Here is a 14,586-nt window from a genome sequence, read left to right as displayed (position 1 = left end):
ACCCCGTCGATCTTGATAAGCCGGTAAACCGGCAATATGGCTTACCGCTCTACCCCGTCGGACCCGGGGACCCGTTCGCGACGATCACAGTGCCCCACGCACCTACCCGGACTTGCGTCGTCGACGCCCGAGTCGGAGGCACCACCGTGCCCCCGACACCGATGTTCGACGTCCACACCACCGTCCACGTCGCCGTAGCCGTCACCGGCCACGAGCCAGCCCCATTCGTCCGCGCCGCCGTCGAACGCACATGGAACATGTACGCACAGGACCCGGCTGGAGGTGTCGCCGTGATGTCTACCGACGGACCGGGATCCGTTCCCGCACCGGTGCACGTGAACGGAACCGACGGCGTGGACAGATCCGACGCCGACACCGGCTCACCCATCGAATAAGCCATCGAGGTCAACGTCGCCGTCGCCGTGACCGTCACCGGCCCCGCAGCCGCCGTCGCCGTCGCCGTCTTCGGCGTAGCGTTGGTCACCCAGAGGTAAGTCCAGTAGTTGGCCGCAATCTTCGAAGCATCCGGACCGAAACTCACCGCTGGTACCGGGATGTTCAACGCCGAAATCGCCTGCTGCGCCAGCGCCACCGGATCCGGCACCACCGCTTGGGGCGTCGTACCCGTCGCTGCATAGACGTACCGAACGAACGCGTAGATGACGGCCTGATTTGCGATGTTCAAGGCATCAGGGCACGACATCGAGTACAAAACACCCTTCGTTGAATCGTCACCGCCCCAACGGGGATCCCCGGCCAGCGGCGTCGGTACGATCGCCGCGTACTTACACGGATTCGGAGCCGAACTGCCACCATTGCCGTTGGAACCACTCCCGCCCCCGCCGTTCGGATCCGTAATTGTGTGAGCAGCCCGGTACTTCCCGGACTTGGACCCCCAAGTAGAATCGCCGGAAAGGATCGGAGAAATGGTGAGCAAGTTTCGAGGCAAGTACACCCCGGAGTTTCGGGATACGGCCGTGCGGGAGGTGACCGACAAATCTCGGCCCATCGCTGACGTTGCTCGCGAACTGGGCTTGGTGGAGCAGACCCTGCGGAACTGGGTGGCGGCCCATCGCGAGCGTCACGGCGGCGACACGCAGGAACTGACCGTGTCGGAGCGGGCGAAGCTGAAGGCGTTGGAGAAAGAAGTGCGTGAGCTTCGTATGGAGAACGAATTTCTGGGAAAAGCAACGGCCTTCTTCGCCAAGAAATCGCAGTGAGCAGAAAGTATGCATTCATTGCGAGTGAAGAAGGCCACTACCCGCTGCACCTGATGTTCCGCTGGGCGAAGGTGTCGAAGTCCGGCTTCTACGAGTGGAAGGGTCGCGGGCCGTCCTACACCAGCCGGCGCCGCACCCATCTTGCTCGGCTGATCACGGCGTTGTTCGAGGCCTCCGATGGGACCTACGGCTACCGTCGGGTACACGCTGACCTGCTGCGATCGGGCTATTGGGCTGATGACGACACGGTCCGGCAGATCATGCGGGAGCTCGACCTGGTGCCATGCCAGCCCCGTCCGTTTCGGCCGGTCACTACCATCGCCGGCGACACCGGTCAGACCCCTGACCTGGTAAAACGGCACTTCAACGCGGTCGTGCCGGGTACGAAGCTGGTCGGTGACATCACCTATATCCCGACCTGGGAGGGCTGGCTGTACTTGGCGACCGTGCTGGACTGCGCTACGAAGAAAGTCGTCGGCTACGCAATGGCAGATCACATGCGGGCATCGCTGGTGGTTGACGCTCTGAAAATGGCCGCACGTAATGTCAGGATTGTTCCCGATGTCAGCATATTTCACAGTGACCGCGGAAGCCAGTACTGCTCTCAGGACTTCGCTGACCTCACTACCCACCTCAAAGTTCGTCGGTCGGTAGGACGAACTGGTGTGTGTTATGACAATGCTTGGGCAGAATCATTCAACGGCACACTGAAAGTGGAAAGGGTGAATCGTACTAGTTATCCGACCCGTGAACAGGCGGAGATGGACATCACGCGGTACATTGAATTAAGATACAATCAGGTTCGGTTGCACTCGGCGCTGGGATACATTACGCCCAACGAAGCAGAGCAATGGTGGTTGGCCAACAACTCCGCAGCGTAGTAGTCACCGTTCTACAGTCCGGAAAACGGCGGGCGGCTCAGTGGTCGTCGTGGCGACAACTTGGCAGACGCCGTTTCCATCACAGACCAGCGCCCCACCGTCGGCTTGGGCAAGTGGCGCAACCGCAACGAGCACGAAGGCCGCCACAAGCGCACCGAGCAACCCCCCGCGAGTCACCAATTCAGCACGACTTCTGAAGATTCGACTTGATCTCACTGACGAGCCAACCGCCGGACTTCGGCGCATCCTTCACCGCGTACTTGTAGAGCGTCACGGTCTGCGGAAAGCGCCAGTAAGAGCCAGGCTGATTCGGAGCTTTGATCGACTTGCCGGTGCTGTCGACGATTTTCACGGCACTCGTGTCAACGCATCCAGTGATGACAATCTTTTGAGCTGCGACCGAGGTAACCGTGACGTTGACAGCGATCTGCCCACTGCCGTGGATGCCGCTCGATGCGTTTTGCTGAATAGACGCCAGAAAGCTGGCTGCGTAGGGGTCCCCGGCATACGTTCGGACAGCTTTTGTCCAATCAGCAGTGGGCTTCGCACGCGCCTGATCCGACACTGCGAGCATGCCCTTGTAGGCAGTGACCGCGAAAGCGGTGTCTGCCTTCGCCGAGCTCGCAATCGTCGTTGGGACGGAGACCTTGACCGTCGCAGAGGACGGCTTCGATGACGATGCGGGAGGCTTCGACGAAGACTGGGACGCGGATACGGGTGGGGTCGAGACGGGTGCGCTGGAGGGCGCCGTGGTTGAGATCGGTGCAGTGCTAGACGCCGCGGTGCCGGACGCCACGCTTGAGACACTGGACGTCGTGCTTGAGACGACGGAGGCGCTGCTGGTGACCGGCGCCGTGGTGGAGGAGTTGGCCGTACAGCTGGAAACCACTAGCGTCGCAGCGACAACCACCGCAATTACTCCATATAGCCGCATACCGGACACTCCGCACTGTGGGCCGCCTGGTGAAGATTTCATCATCTCATCCGCCTCTTTCGACACCGGCTCACGTTGGACTCAAGCGGACAGAACTGTGATCTGCCCGCACTCGGTCGCATCCTCGCACGATCTGTCCAACCAGTCATTGCCGTAAATACGGCAAACAATAGTCCGCGGACCGGACTGCCTTCAGATCGTCCGTCTGCGGAGCCGCGGGCTCGCTGGGTGGGCACAACTGTGGTCCTGTCGGTAGGGCTTGACAGGATGGAGCCGTGACAGACGCTCTGGTACCCGCCGGCTACGACGAAGTGTTGACCCGACTCAAGGATGAGGTCCGCACCGCCCGGATGAGTGCCCAGCGCGCCGCCAACGCGGAACTGCTCCATCTGTACCGGACGATCGGTCAGACCATCCTGGAGCAGCAGGCCGTGGCCGGGTGGGGCGGAAAAATCATCGACAGGCTGAGCGCGGATCTACGGCGGGAGTTTCCCGGCATGTCGGGTTGGACCGTTCCCGCTTCGGTGGACACCTTGCGAGGTTGCTGCAGCTCCTGAGGCATAGGAGACTGACTGATGGGTTCGACCCGGAGGAGCTTCACCGATGAGTACAAGCGGGACGCGGTCTCGTTGATCATCGACGGCGGCCATACCATCGGCGAGGTCGCCAAGAAGTTGGACATCTGCGACACGTCGATACGGAAATGGGTGAGCAAGATCCAACCCCAGGGGGAACCGGCCGCGGAGAAACCGTTGACCGAGTCGGAGCGGACCGAGCTTGCTCGGCTCCGCAAGGAGAACGCGAAACTGGAATTGCAGCTCGAGTTCGCAAAAAAAGTTTCGACCTGGTTCGCGAAAGGCCAGCAGTGATCTTCGCTGCCATCGCGGACTGGGTTGATTCGGGCGAGTACGGCGTGGTGTTCATGTGTGCGGAGCTGGGTGTGTCCACGGCCGGCTATTACGCGTGGCGCGGCAGGGGGCCGTCGGCCCACGAGGCGGCGGATGCGGCGTTGACACTCGAGATCAAAGCGGCGTTCCGGGCGTTGCACGGCAACCCGGGGGTGCGGCGCATGTGGGCGCATCTGACCTCGGTGGGTCACCGCATCTCGCCCAAGCGGGTGTACCGGCTGATGAAGGCCGCCGACCTGCAGGGACGGCACCCCAGAGCGTGGAAGGTCACCACCGTCGCCGGTGACAACCCGGCGCCGGCGCCGGATCTGATCGGCCGGAAGTTCACGGCCGGCCAGGCCAACACCAAGTGGTGCGGTGACATCACCTACATCAAGACGTGGGACGGGTGGGCGTACCTGGCCACGGTGATCGATCTGCATTCCCGGGCGTTGGTCGGCTGGGCGTTGGACACCCATATGCGGACCAGTCTGGTCACCGACGCACTGTCGATGGCGCTGCGCAAGCGCCAGCCCGCCGCCGGCGTCATCTTCCACTCCGACCGCGGGACGCAAGGCGGATTCAACTGGTCGTCGCAACACTCCCGAGAGTGGAGGTCTTGCAATGGGTCCAGCTTCGGATCGGATGATGTCGATGACCGGGCGGCCGGCGATGCGGTCGCCCGGGCGGCCGCCGGCCCGCCGGGATGTCGAACGGGTATTTTGGCGCAACATCGCGAAAGGGATGACCAGCGAAGACGCCGCGACGGCGTGCGGCGTGTCGGGGCCCGTCGGGACGCGTTGGTTCCGCGACAGTGGCGGCATGCCGCTGATTGAACTGCAGCCCCCGTCGGGCAGATATCTCTCGTTTGTTGAGCGAGAGGACATCGCTCTGCTGACAGCGCAGGGCAACGGAGTGCGTGAGGTCGCCCGCCGCCTGGGTCGGTCGCCATCGACGATCTCGCGGGAGCTGCGCCGCAATGCCGCAACTCGTGGCGGCCAGTTGGAGTATCGAGCGTCGACTGCCCAGTGGAAGGCCGAGCTGATGGCCCGCCGTCCCAAGACGGCCAAGTTGGTGACGAACGATCGGCTTCGTGGCCATGTCCAGGACCGCCTGGCCGGGGTCATCCGCGCCGCGGACGGCACTGTCGTACCGGGACCAGTCGTTGCAAAATGGAAGGGGCGTAACAAGCCTCACCGCCAGGACCGGCGGTGGGTGACAGCGTGGAGCCCGGAGCAGATCGCCCACCGCCTGCCGATCGACTTCCCCGACGACCCGACGATGCGCATCTCCCACGAGGCGATCTATCAGGCCCTGTACATCAAGGACCGCGGCGCCTTGGAGCGCGATTTGGTGCCGTGTCTGCGGACCGGACGGGCGTTGCGGGTCCCCCGGGCGAGAGCCCGAAAGCGAGCCACCGGCCACGTGACTCCGGAGGTGACGATCGATAAGCGGCCCGCCGAGGCCGACGATCGGAAGACCGCCGGCCACTGGGAGGGCGACCTCATCATCGGCACCGGCCGGTCAGCGATCGGCACCGTCGTGGAACGGATGACCAGGTTCACGATCCTGCTGCACCTGCCGCGAATGGAAGGCTACGGACTTGAGCCGCCGGTGAAGAACGGTCCCGCATTGAGCGGTTACGGCGCGACCGCAACCAAGGACAGTATTGTCGCGAAAATGGTTGCAGTGCAGCGGGAGTTGCGTCAGTCGTTGACCTGGGACCGTGGCAAGGAACTGGCCGCGCATGTCTCTCTAAAGGCCGAGACTGGTATGGCGGTGTTCTTCGCCGATCCGCACAGCCCTTGGCAGCGGGGTACGAACGAAAACACGAACGGCCTGCTACGTCAGTACTTCCCGAAAGGAACCGACCTATCCCGCTGGTGCGCCGCAGAAATTGACTCCGTCGCTGATGCATTGAACGACCGACCCCGCAAAACGCTCGGCTGGAAGACACCGGCGGAAGCGATGGCCGAGCAGCTACTATTACTGCAGGAGCCGAGTGTTGCTACCACCGGTTGAGTCTGGTCAATATACGTCCGGGATCTTCGCAAACTTCTGCGAAGCGAATGGTATCCGCCGGTCGATGGGCCGCACCGGCACCTGCTATGACAATGCGGTTGCCGAATCATTCTTCGCGACTTACAAGAAGGAGCTGATCCATACGAAGCCGTGGCCGACGCTGAAACGTCTACGACGGGAAACATTTCTGTGGATCGAAACGTACTACAACACCCACCGACGCCATTCCTCAATTGGCTACTTGACACCCGTGGAATATGAGTTAGGATTTAGACATCTAAACGAGCTCGCGGCTTAACTTCGAGTCCACAAAATCGGGAACACTCCAGGTCTGGCCCGGTCGAACCTGTACTACATGCGGGCATTCGCTGCGGCCTGGCCGAACGGCGAAGTTGTCCCACGCAGCGTGGGACAACTTCCCTGGCGGATGGTCCGATGCTTGTTGGACAAGCTTGCCGACCGCGGCGAGCGGGACTGGTACGCCGATAAGGCAGTGGGCAACGCCTGGTCGCTACCCGTGCTGGAGCATCACATCGCTACCGGTCTGCGGACCCGACTCGGATCGGCACCGTCGAACTTCGGAGACCACCTGCCGGCAGCCGACTCCGATCTGGCGCAGGAGATGACCAAAGATCCCTACGTCTTCGACTTCCTATCGATGACAGAACAGGCCGCCGAGCGGGATCTCGAACAGGCCATGATGGACAGGCTGCAGCAGACCCTGACGGAGTTCGGGCACGGGTACGCCTTCGTCGGACGGCAGGTTCGGTTCGACGTGGACGGTGATGAGTTCATCGTAGATATGTTGCTATTCAACATATCTCAGCTGCGGTACGTTGTGATCGAGCTGAAGGTGGGTAAGTTCAAACCGGAATACGCAGGGCAGATCGGGTTCTATGTTGCGATGATCGACGACCTGCTGCGGAAACCGGCCATCCATGCCCCGACCGTAGGTATCTTGCTGTGCACCGATAAGAACGAGAAGGTAGTCCGGTACGCGTTGCGGGCTGCGGCGGCCCCGATGGCCATCGCCACGTACACCTACGACAAATTGCCCGCAGACGAGCGAGCCGCGTTGCCGGGAGTAGATATCCTGGCCACGGCCATCGCCGAGGTACCGCCACCAGACAGGAATCACGATCAACCTGAGATCTGAACTGCGACCGCCAGAACCGGTATCACTGCTCTAGATGTAGAGGATCGGCCGACCCAGCGGCGCGCCTACTCCGGGACTGCGCGAGGCGGAGACGGCGTCTAATCCACCGAGTATGAGACCTTGGCCGGTACGGCCGCGGGCGGCGCGGTGGAGGAGGACGTCGAACACCGCCAGCTGCATCTCGCGGCCGATCAGCGCTGGTGGGCGTCGACCGGGCGCCGGGGCCTGTAGGGGTTGCAGACAGTATCCCTAACAGAATCTAACCATGTATAGCGCTTTTGTATACGGCCTTAGACAACGTTACAAATGGTCTGCTGGCTCGAGTGCGCCGCCCTCCCACCAACGCTTCGCCCACCCGTTGGTTTGTCCTGACAGTTAGACCGGCCATGACGGCCGTCACCCGCCACATTCGCCGAGGATGTGGGCAGAACTCACTTCGCGCTGTCGTGGACGCCTTCGATACGGCGGAACGCCTCGATGATCACTGCGATCTCCCGCTGGCCCACCGAAGACAGCGCCGCTGCCCGCAGCACCATCTGAGCCAACCCGGCACGGCGGACAGCAGCCAGCAGCTGCAGGTCCTGTGCGAACCGGTCGGCGGTGCCGGGGTCATAGAAGTAGGCCGTTGGGACCTCGAAGACCGTGGCCAGGCCAGTCATCACGGCCAAACTCGGATTTTTCCGCTTGCCGCGGCGAAGCATCGATAGATACGCCGGTGTCACCTGCACACCGCGGGTGGCGAGTTGGGCGACCATCTCCGGGTTGGTCCACACCCGGCCCCCTGGAGCCGTCGGCAAGGTGAACAGATGGTTCAACCGCCGGGCCAGCTCAGCGACCGCACCTGTCGTGGCCATCGCCTCTGACATCACTCACCTCACATTCAACACTTTTGATTGCAACGGGTCGGCACCGGCCCGCTGGCGACACCGTACCGACGGTCGACTTGAGCGTGTCGACCAGCCATCGGGCGGCTGAGCATTTGCTGCATCCACCGGCTCAACCCGTCTGGACAGCTGCCACGCACCTGTCGTTGGATAGAACCGCGACGCCTCATGCTCGAGCCGGCGCCGCGTCGCGGCTGCTGAGAAAGCCACCACCTCTCTGCAGCTCGCCTGGCCGACACAGGGGCACGTCCCACAACTAGAGCGTGTCTGCTAATCAATCGGCGCCTCGACGTTGATGATCTTCCTATGGCGCGTACAGGAGTGATCTCGGACGAGTTCTGGGCGGTGGTCGAGCCGTTGATGCCGGCCTACGGTGGTCGGCGTGGCCGTCCGTGGAACGATCACCGCGAGATGCTCGAGGCGATCTGCTGGCGCTACCGGACGGGCTCGCCGTGGCGGGATCTGCCGACCGAGCTGGGTCGTTGGCAGACGGTGTGGGCACGGCATTTCCGCTGGTCAACCGACGGTACCTATGACCGGATCTTGGTGGCCGCGAAACGGGCTGGGTTTGTCCAGGACGTTGAGGGTGACGCCGTCATCGAGTTGCTGTCGGTGGATTCCACGGTGGTGCGCGCGCACCAGCACGCGGCCGGGGCTCGCAAGAGCGTCACCTCGGAGGTCGTTTCGACGGTCGAGCAGGACACAGGGGGCACCATCGAATGACAAGAATTTTCCGGTCGAACCCGCTGACCACGCGTTGGGCCGATCCCGGGGCGGTCTGTCGACGAAGATCCATTCCTTGACCGATCAGCGGGCCTGCCCTGTGACGGTGATCCTGACGCCCGGCCAGGCCGGCGACAATCCCCAGTTGGTGCCGTTGTTGGATCTGCACCGCCGGCAGCAGCGGGGCGTTCGGGCCCGCCGGTTCCGGGTACTGGCCGATCGCGCGTATTCGCATCCCTCCACTCGGAAGGAGTTGCGGCGCAGACGTATCGGCAACACCATTCCGCAGCGCAGTGACCAGCAGGCCCATCGTCAGGCGAAGGGTTCACGCGGTGGCCGCCCACCAGGATTTGAAGCCGAGGAGTACAAACGCCGCAACGCCGTCGAACGCGGATACGCCCGTCTGAAACAGTGGCGCGGCATCGCCACCCGCTATGACAAACACGCCCTGACATTCCTTGGCGGTGTCCATCTGGCCGCCAGCGTGCTGCACCTCCGCTGAATTACCAGACACGCTCTAGGCGTCCAGTCACACCGTCGCGAGATTCAGTAGACCCCTAATCTTCGCTGCTGTCCTCCGGTCGCGATCGGTCCAGGTACTTCGCGGTCAGCTCTCGGAGCCGGACCTGATCGAAACTGCGGCCATGGCCGGGGTGGACGACCGAGACGTCCAGGTTGGCCAGAACGTCCATACTCTGCCTATAGGCGGCGATATCGGATTCGGGAAGATCGTCGATGAGGTATCCGTCGTAGATGACGTCGCCGGCGTACAGCACACCGGTGGTCTCCTCGAGCAGGGCGATGGAGCCTGGCGTGTGCCCAGGCAGATGCAGGACGGTCAGAGTTCGGCCGCCCAGCTCGATCCATTCTCGATCCTGGAGTCGGCGGGTCACCGTGACCGGTTGCAGCCGGTAGGACGCCGGGTCGTATCCGGGGTAGGGCATCTCCTTGATCATCAGCTCTGGGAACGGTGACCCGACATCGTCGGCGCCGAGCAGCAGCGCCAAATCTGGGTCCGCAGAGGCTGGCCGGGACACCGCGGGCCAGAACGTCGACGTCAGCTGTGTGTGCGCCGCATTCACCGAACTCATAGGCTCCGCCGACATGGTCCAGGTGCGCGTGGGTCAGCAGCACCATCGGGTCCCGGTCGAACATCGCGGGCACCGCCTGACGCAATGGCACCACGCCAAGGCCTGCATCGATGACGATGTCGCGGTCCGTACCTTGTAACCACCACAGATTCGACCGTAAAATCTCATCGACATGCGGCTCGACGATCCGGACGATCCCTGCACCGACCGCCTTGGATTCGAACCACGCAGTTGCGCCCACCCGAGGAACCTACCCACCCTGTTCAGCAAATCAACCACCCCGTGCCGGTTCGCCGATGTGAAAGTGTCGGCCGATGCAGCCGACGATCGTGGTGTTCACCGGCCTGCCCGGCACCGGCAAATCGACGCTGGCCGAGTCACTCGGCAGGCGACTCGGGGTGCCGGTGTTCGCCGGAGACTGGCTTCTCGGGTCGATGGAAACCCGCCCACCATCAGATCGCCCAATTGGACCCGGCTGCCTACGACGAGCTGTACGAAAGTGTCCTGACCGGTCTGCTCACTCGTCAGTTGATGCTCGGCTAGGGCGTGTCCCGTGGATCGTTCTCCGTTAGATGCCTGAGCCAGATTCCGATGCTGGCGACGTCGACGGTGCCTCGGTAGACGAACTCCCGTTTGTCATACCGGGTGGCGACCGCGCGGTAGCCGCGTAGCCGGTTGAACGTCCGCTCCACGGTGTTGCGGTCCTTGTAGATTTCCTTGTCGAATTTGGGTGGCCGACCACCACGGGAACCCTTGGACAGGCGACCGTTGATCTGGTTCACCGGCTCCGGGATGGTCGCCTTGATACCCCTACGCCGCAACGACTTACGGATTCTGCCGCTGGAATACGCCTTGTCCGCCAACACCCGATCCGGTCGGGTCCTAGGCCGCCCATCACGGCCGCGCACGATCCGAATATCGGCCAGCACCGCGGTGAACGCCAACGCGTCATGCCGCTGACCAGCCGAGATGACCCGCCCCACCGGCCGACACTTCGAATCAGCCGCCATGTGGATCTTCGTCGTCACCCCGCCGCGGCTACGCCCCAAACCCTCCCGATCAACGACCGGCGGCGGCCGATCCGCAGAATTCTTGTAGTTCGATAGTGCCCCCTGTGTCTTTGAGGGCCTTGATCGGAGCCTCCAACACGACGCTGGCAAGGACGGCGGCGGGGATGTCCTTCGGCGGTTCGTGCCGGGCACCTGCCGCGTGGTGATGCGCCCGGATCACCGTCGCATCCACCCCCAACGCCCACTCACCGACATCGCCGTGATCGCAGTCCGCCCGCAGCATCGACAGCACCCGCTGCCAGGTACCGTCCCCTGACCAGCGACGATGCCGGTTGTACACCGTCTTCCAATTGCCGTAACACTCCGGGAGATCCCGCCACGCCGAACCGGACCTGGTCCGCCACAGCACCCCGTCGACGACCCTGCGGTGATCGACCCACCGACCACCCCGAATCGGGGTCCGATCCGGTAGCAAAGGCTCCAACCGGGCCCACTGCTCATCCGACAAATCATGACGATTCTGCACAAATCAGAGTCTGTCGGAACCGACCTCCAAGATCCGCGGGACACGCCCTAGTCGGGCATCGCTGACTGTGTGGTGGCTGACGAAGCGATCCAGCGGCTGGCAGAAGTGACCCGCGGGTACGACGCGACGCTGTCCGTCATCGAATGCGTGTGCAGGGACGTTGCCGTCCACCGTTCCCGCATCGAAGGTTGGGTTCGGGGCATCCCCGGTTGGCACGGGATCGACTGGAATCACGTTGAACACATGCGCTCTGGAGTCGGCTCGCTACAGGTTGAACGTCTGGTGGTAGATGCTGTCCGGCCACTTGAGACCAACGAGGCCCAGGTGTGGAGCTACATCACCGCGGAGGCGGCGCCGGTCAACTGACCCATGATGTTGATACCTGGCCGCAGGCGCGATGGACGGTCGGCAAGCCGTCGGCCAACAGCTCCGGTAGTGGCGGTTCAACTCTGTCCAAACCTGTCCCTCCTGGGTTGCGCCGAGGGCCGCTACCCCCGGTGTGTGCAAACTCTGCTCGCTGTCAATGATCCCTGCGAACTACATGCACTACTGCAATACTTACATCTAACCGTAGTATTGAAGCGTGAAGCGTGCTTTTGATCCTCTGGCGCTTGTAGACCTTGCTGCAGAGCAGTGGGGCCTGCTCACCACGGCGCAGGCCGGCGCCGTTGGAGTGTCCGCGCAGCAGGTCGCTCGGATGGCCTCGACCGGAATCCTGGAACGGCTCCGGCACGGCGTCTACCGAACGTCGGGAAAACCGCCAAGCTCGCTCGATGACGTGCGAGCGGCGTGGCTGGCTCTGGACCCTGCGATCACGGCCTCGGAGCGTCTGACCGGGTCACAGCCTGAGGTGCTGTCGCACCGCTCGGCGGCCAACCTGCGCGGGCTTGGTGACCTTGAGGCCGACTTCATCGAGTTCACCGTGGCCGACCGCAGACAGAGCCGCAGCTCTGACGTGCGGTTCCACGTCGACAACAGCCTGCAACGATCGGACTGGACGCTGATCGACGGTCTACCCGTCACCACCATCGAGACGACCATCGGCCAGCTGGCTGCTGCGCGGATCGACGGGGGTCATCTCGCTGGCGTGGTCCGAGACGCTCTCATGACCCACCACCTAGGTATTGACGCCATCACCGCGGTCCTGCGGCCCTTCGCGCATCACTACGGCCTCCCCCTGGGGGCCGGCGCCGAATTCCTTGACCTGCTGCTTGACCAAGCGGGAATCCCTGAGACCGTCCGCCGGATCGGCGCCCAGGCCGAACGCAATGACAATCTTGCCGGGCTTGCGGCGGCGTTCGGGCGCATGCCGATGCTGAACGGCGTTGAACGGGCCTCCCTAGCCGCCGTGGCGGCCAACTTCCCACTGCTGGACAGATCCGCCGGGGCAGCCATCTCCGCTGCAGTAGCCAACCTTCCGGTTCTGGATTCATCGGTGACGGCGGCCTTCCTGGCCGCCGCTGCGAGGGACGTTCCGCAGCTGGATCCGGCGCTCATCGCCGGACTGCAAAATCTCGGTCTCTCCACTGCCATGAAAGACACGGTCGACCGACTCTGGAAGATCATGACGCCGCAGGTGACGGCTCATCTGGCCGCACTGCTGCGTGACGCGGGACAGGCCGGCGGCCGGTCGCCAATTGCGGATCGCCGACAAGGTATGCGCGATGTATAGCACCTACGGAGCCGGGCAGCAGCCGTCGACCCGCTACCGCGATCTGGTCGAGCTGGTGCTCATCGTCCAAAGCAGCAGCATCGACGCCGCCGAGACGCGGACTGCGCTGATTCAGCAAGCGCGGGTCCGGCAGATCGTGCTGCCGGCGACCATGCAATCGCCGGCGCCCAGTTGGACAATTGCTTACCGCCAGCAGGCGGCCCAGATGTCGCAGATGCTCCGGGAACTGCACGATCTGGAAACGGCGTTGACGTTCGTCGGACAGTGCTTGAATCCGCTTCTGTCCAACATCGTGACGTCCGGTGCCTGGGATCCATCCTCCCTGTCATGGTCCCCTGGCCTCCCGAGTCACGACGCCGCAACCGGACAGGCCTAACGATCCGGGTGGCAGACTGGTGTGGGTCGCGCACTGATGAACGCCCAGGTCACAAAATCGCGGTTACATACGCTGAGTCTGAGCTCGAACCGGCCAACCCGGCGGTGGGCCTGTACTTGTCCGAGGACTGGCAAGTCGTCAAGTCAGGTCGGGATTCGGACTCCATGATCCTCGAACTGGCTTCCTGATTACCGAACCGGGCAGCACTACGACCCCGTCCAGCAGCGCAGAAAGGCACTGGACCACACCCACCCGATCACGTAAACCCCGTATTTACGGTTTTCCGGTTCTACGGTGAAGGATGTCCCGGCACTTCGCCCTAGGGTTACTTGCATGGCATCGGACGAGGTGGCCAAACTGGCGCAGGCTCGCGGTTTTGCGTACCCGGCTGAACTACGGCTGCGGTGGCCGTGGCAGCTGGCCCGGATCGCTGTTGTCCGTGCGCGTCGCCTTTCCGTCCTCGGCCAGCCCAATACCGCCAGTGCCCGCATGTTGGGCTGGATCGGCGTGCCCGCCCTTGTCGGGATGCAGATGGTGATGGTGGGGCGTACATCTGATCGGGTCTACCAGTGGCGAAGTGCCTCGGTGACGCTCGACGACGGCAGAAAGGCACAGATCCGTCCGGTGTTGTGGTTGACCGGGGTGATCGGCGGCATTGCCACGCAGATGGTTATCCTGCTGCTTCCGATCCTGGTGATCGCCGTGCTGCTCACCAGGGGCATCCAGGTACCGCCGATCATCCTGGCGATCCTTGAGCTCGCCATGGTGGTGTACTTCCTGTCCGTCGTGATCGCCGAAGTTGCCCGGGATCACCGGCGCAAGCGTGAACCGGAAAGTCCTCTCCCGCTGCTTGAGCGACGCCGTAACCAGTTGGCCGAAGAAGGGGCCGCGTGGTTGCTGACCTCGCTGGCCTGCGGACGCAAGGGTCAGGCTCGCCACCTGTTTGGCCTGCTCACGCCCAGTTGGCAGGCCCAGGCCGCCGTCGTGGTCCTGTATCCGGCCGAAGAGAGCCTCATCGAGGTATACCGCAGATGGGGCGGGCAGCTCGACACCGGCGCCCAGCGGCGGATCGTGTTCGATTACCGCTCCGATTTACGGTCCACCAACCAAACATGACCAGCGGTTGACCGCCGCGCACGTGGCGAGATGCAGCAAATACAGCACCATCGCGCTTGGCAGATAACGAAGCTTAGGGCTATCCATC

Annotated in this window: 18 protein-coding genes and 1 pseudogene; 13 read left to right on the top strand and 6 right to left on the bottom strand. The window is 63.2% G+C overall.

What is annotated here, in order from left to right; all coding sequences use genetic code 11:
- Window positions 1–49: 49 nt before the first annotated feature.
- Window positions 50–685, bottom strand: coding sequence for a hypothetical protein (locus H7F38_RS09750; RefSeq protein WP_187093890.1), 636 nt, complete (start codon window positions 683–685; stop codon window positions 50–52).
- Window positions 686–929: 244 nt separating this feature from the next.
- On the opposite strand from H7F38_RS09750, the gene H7F38_RS09745 reads away from it, so the two are divergent.
- Window positions 930–2,101, top strand: a protein-coding gene (locus H7F38_RS09745; RefSeq protein WP_187094410.1) for an IS3 family transposase whose coding sequence is annotated in 2 segments (ribosomal slippage) — window positions 930–1,182 and window positions 1,182–2,101 — 1,173 coding nt in all. Because the reading frame shifts where the segments join, the coding sequence is not laid out codon by codon here.
- Window positions 2,102–2,282: 181 nt separating this feature from the next.
- Here H7F38_RS09745 and H7F38_RS09740 read toward each other — a convergent pair.
- On the bottom strand, window positions 2,283–2,666 hold the full coding sequence (locus tag H7F38_RS09740; RefSeq protein ID WP_187093889.1) for a hypothetical protein: 384 nt from the start codon (window positions 2,664–2,666) through the stop codon (window positions 2,283–2,285).
- A 22-nt stretch (window positions 2,667–2,688) separates the two neighbouring features.
- Between H7F38_RS09740 and H7F38_RS09735 the strand changes: the two genes are divergently transcribed.
- The 7 genes from H7F38_RS09735 to H7F38_RS09710 all read left to right on the top strand — a co-directional run bounded on the left by H7F38_RS09735 (window position 2,689) and on the right by H7F38_RS09710 (window position 7,100).
- Window positions 2,689–3,192, top strand: coding sequence for a hypothetical protein (locus tag H7F38_RS09735; protein WP_187093888.1), 504 nt, complete (start codon window positions 2,689–2,691; stop codon window positions 3,190–3,192).
- Window positions 3,193–3,310: 118 nt separating this feature from the next.
- Window positions 3,311–3,592, top strand: a complete 282-nt coding sequence (locus H7F38_RS09730; protein WP_187093887.1) for a DUF1016 N-terminal domain-containing protein — start codon at window positions 3,311–3,313, stop codon at window positions 3,590–3,592.
- A gap of 18 nt (window positions 3,593–3,610) precedes the next feature.
- Entirely contained in the window at window positions 3,611–3,904 is a 294-nt protein-coding gene (locus tag H7F38_RS09725; RefSeq protein ID WP_187093886.1) for a transposase, read from the top strand.
- A complete protein-coding gene (locus H7F38_RS25950; protein WP_370531312.1) occupies window positions 3,901–4,758 on the top strand; it encodes an IS3 family transposase in 858 nt (285 codons plus the stop codon). Before H7F38_RS09725 ends, H7F38_RS25950 begins: the two co-directional genes overlap by 4 nt.
- Window positions 4,745–5,944, top strand: coding sequence for an IS30 family transposase (locus H7F38_RS09720; RefSeq protein WP_187091056.1), 1,200 nt, complete (start codon window positions 4,745–4,747; stop codon window positions 5,942–5,944). Before H7F38_RS25950 ends, H7F38_RS09720 begins: the two co-directional genes overlap by 14 nt.
- A gap of 64 nt (window positions 5,945–6,008) precedes the next feature.
- A complete protein-coding gene (locus H7F38_RS26630; protein ID WP_370531355.1) occupies window positions 6,009–6,242 on the top strand; it encodes an integrase core domain-containing protein in 234 nt (77 codons plus the stop codon).
- A gap of 57 nt (window positions 6,243–6,299) precedes the next feature.
- Window positions 6,300–7,100, top strand: coding sequence for a YhcG family protein (locus H7F38_RS09710; RefSeq protein WP_370531311.1), 801 nt, complete (start codon window positions 6,300–6,302; stop codon window positions 7,098–7,100).
- 431 nt (window positions 7,101–7,531) lie between these two features.
- On the opposite strand, the gene H7F38_RS09705 is transcribed toward H7F38_RS09710, so the two are convergent.
- Entirely contained in the window at window positions 7,532–7,966 is a 435-nt protein-coding gene (locus H7F38_RS09705) for a helix-turn-helix transcriptional regulator (RefSeq protein WP_187093883.1), read from the bottom strand.
- A 324-nt stretch (window positions 7,967–8,290) separates the two neighbouring features.
- On the opposite strand from H7F38_RS09705, the gene H7F38_RS09700 reads away from it, so the two are divergent.
- A protein-coding gene (locus H7F38_RS09700) for an IS5 family transposase (RefSeq protein ID WP_370531281.1) occupies window positions 8,291–9,209 on the top strand; the annotation gives its coding sequence in 2 pieces (ribosomal slippage) (window positions 8,291–8,641 and window positions 8,643–9,209; 918 coding nt in all).
- Window positions 9,210–9,264: 55 nt separating this feature from the next.
- Here the strand turns inward: H7F38_RS09700 and H7F38_RS09695 are convergent.
- The 3 genes and pseudogenes from H7F38_RS09695 to H7F38_RS26620 form a co-directional block, all read right to left on the bottom strand.
- A complete protein-coding gene (locus H7F38_RS09695; protein ID WP_222618567.1) occupies window positions 9,265–9,798 on the bottom strand; it encodes an MBL fold metallo-hydrolase in 534 nt (177 codons plus the stop codon).
- A gap of 49 nt (window positions 9,799–9,847) precedes the next feature.
- Window positions 9,848–10,039: pseudogene (locus tag H7F38_RS26625) on the bottom strand (hypothetical protein); the annotation flags it as partial.
- A gap of 298 nt (window positions 10,040–10,337) precedes the next feature.
- A protein-coding gene (locus tag H7F38_RS26620; protein ID WP_370531250.1) for an IS5 family transposase occupies window positions 10,338–11,334 on the bottom strand; the annotation gives its coding sequence in 2 pieces (ribosomal slippage) (window positions 10,338–10,931 and window positions 10,933–11,334; 996 coding nt in all).
- Between the two features lie 72 nt (window positions 11,335–11,406).
- Between H7F38_RS26620 and H7F38_RS09680 the strand changes: the two genes are divergently transcribed.
- The 4 genes from H7F38_RS09680 (at window position 11,407) to H7F38_RS09665 (ending at window position 14,498) form a co-directional block, all read left to right on the top strand.
- Window positions 11,407–11,700, top strand: a complete 294-nt coding sequence (locus H7F38_RS09680; RefSeq protein ID WP_187093882.1) for a hypothetical protein — start codon at window positions 11,407–11,409, stop codon at window positions 11,698–11,700.
- Window positions 11,701–11,917: 217 nt separating this feature from the next.
- Entirely contained in the window at window positions 11,918–13,006 is a 1,089-nt protein-coding gene (locus H7F38_RS09675) for a type IV toxin-antitoxin system AbiEi family antitoxin domain-containing protein (RefSeq protein ID WP_222618566.1), read from the top strand.
- On the top strand, window positions 12,999–13,382 hold the full coding sequence (locus H7F38_RS09670) for a hypothetical protein (RefSeq protein ID WP_187093881.1): 384 nt from the start codon (window positions 12,999–13,001) through the stop codon (window positions 13,380–13,382). Before H7F38_RS09675 ends, H7F38_RS09670 begins: the two co-directional genes overlap by 8 nt.
- Window positions 13,383–13,715: 333 nt before the next feature.
- The gene (locus H7F38_RS09665; protein ID WP_187093880.1) at window positions 13,716–14,498 is read left to right on the top strand and encodes a hypothetical protein; all 783 of its coding nucleotides are present in this window, start codon (window positions 13,716–13,718) and stop codon (window positions 14,496–14,498) included.
- The last annotated feature ends 88 nt before the right edge of the window (window positions 14,499–14,586 follow it).

The organism is Nakamurella sp. PAMC28650 (assembly GCF_014303395.1).
GTDB lineage: Bacteria > Actinomycetota > Actinomycetes > Mycobacteriales > Nakamurellaceae > Nakamurella.
Note: the sequence above shows the minus strand (reverse complement) of the source record. Positions and strands in the feature narration are given on the sequence as shown.

Coding starts and splice junctions, on each gene's coding strand:
- H7F38_RS09725 (WP_187093886.1), top strand. CDS start 3,611: ATGGGTTCGACCCGGAGGAGCTTCACCGATGAGTACAAGCGGGACGCG.
- H7F38_RS09720 (WP_187091056.1), top strand. CDS start 4,745: ATGCCGCTGATTGAACTGCAGCCCCCGTCGGGCAGATATCTCTCGTTT.
- H7F38_RS26630 (WP_370531355.1), top strand. CDS start 6,009: ATGGGCCGCACCGGCACCTGCTATGACAATGCGGTTGCCGAATCATTC.
- H7F38_RS09710 (WP_370531311.1), top strand. CDS start 6,300: ATGCGGGCATTCGCTGCGGCCTGGCCGAACGGCGAAGTTGTCCCACGC.
- H7F38_RS09705 (WP_187093883.1), bottom strand. CDS start 7,966: ATGTCAGAGGCGATGGCCACGACAGGTGCGGTCGCTGAGCTGGCCCGG.
- H7F38_RS09695 (WP_222618567.1), bottom strand. CDS start 9,798: ATGAGTTCGGTGAATGCGGCGCACACACAGCTGACGTCGACGTTCTGG.
- H7F38_RS09670 (WP_187093881.1), top strand. CDS start 12,999: ATGTATAGCACCTACGGAGCCGGGCAGCAGCCGTCGACCCGCTACCGC.
- H7F38_RS09665 (WP_187093880.1), top strand. CDS start 13,716: ATGGCATCGGACGAGGTGGCCAAACTGGCGCAGGCTCGCGGTTTTGCG.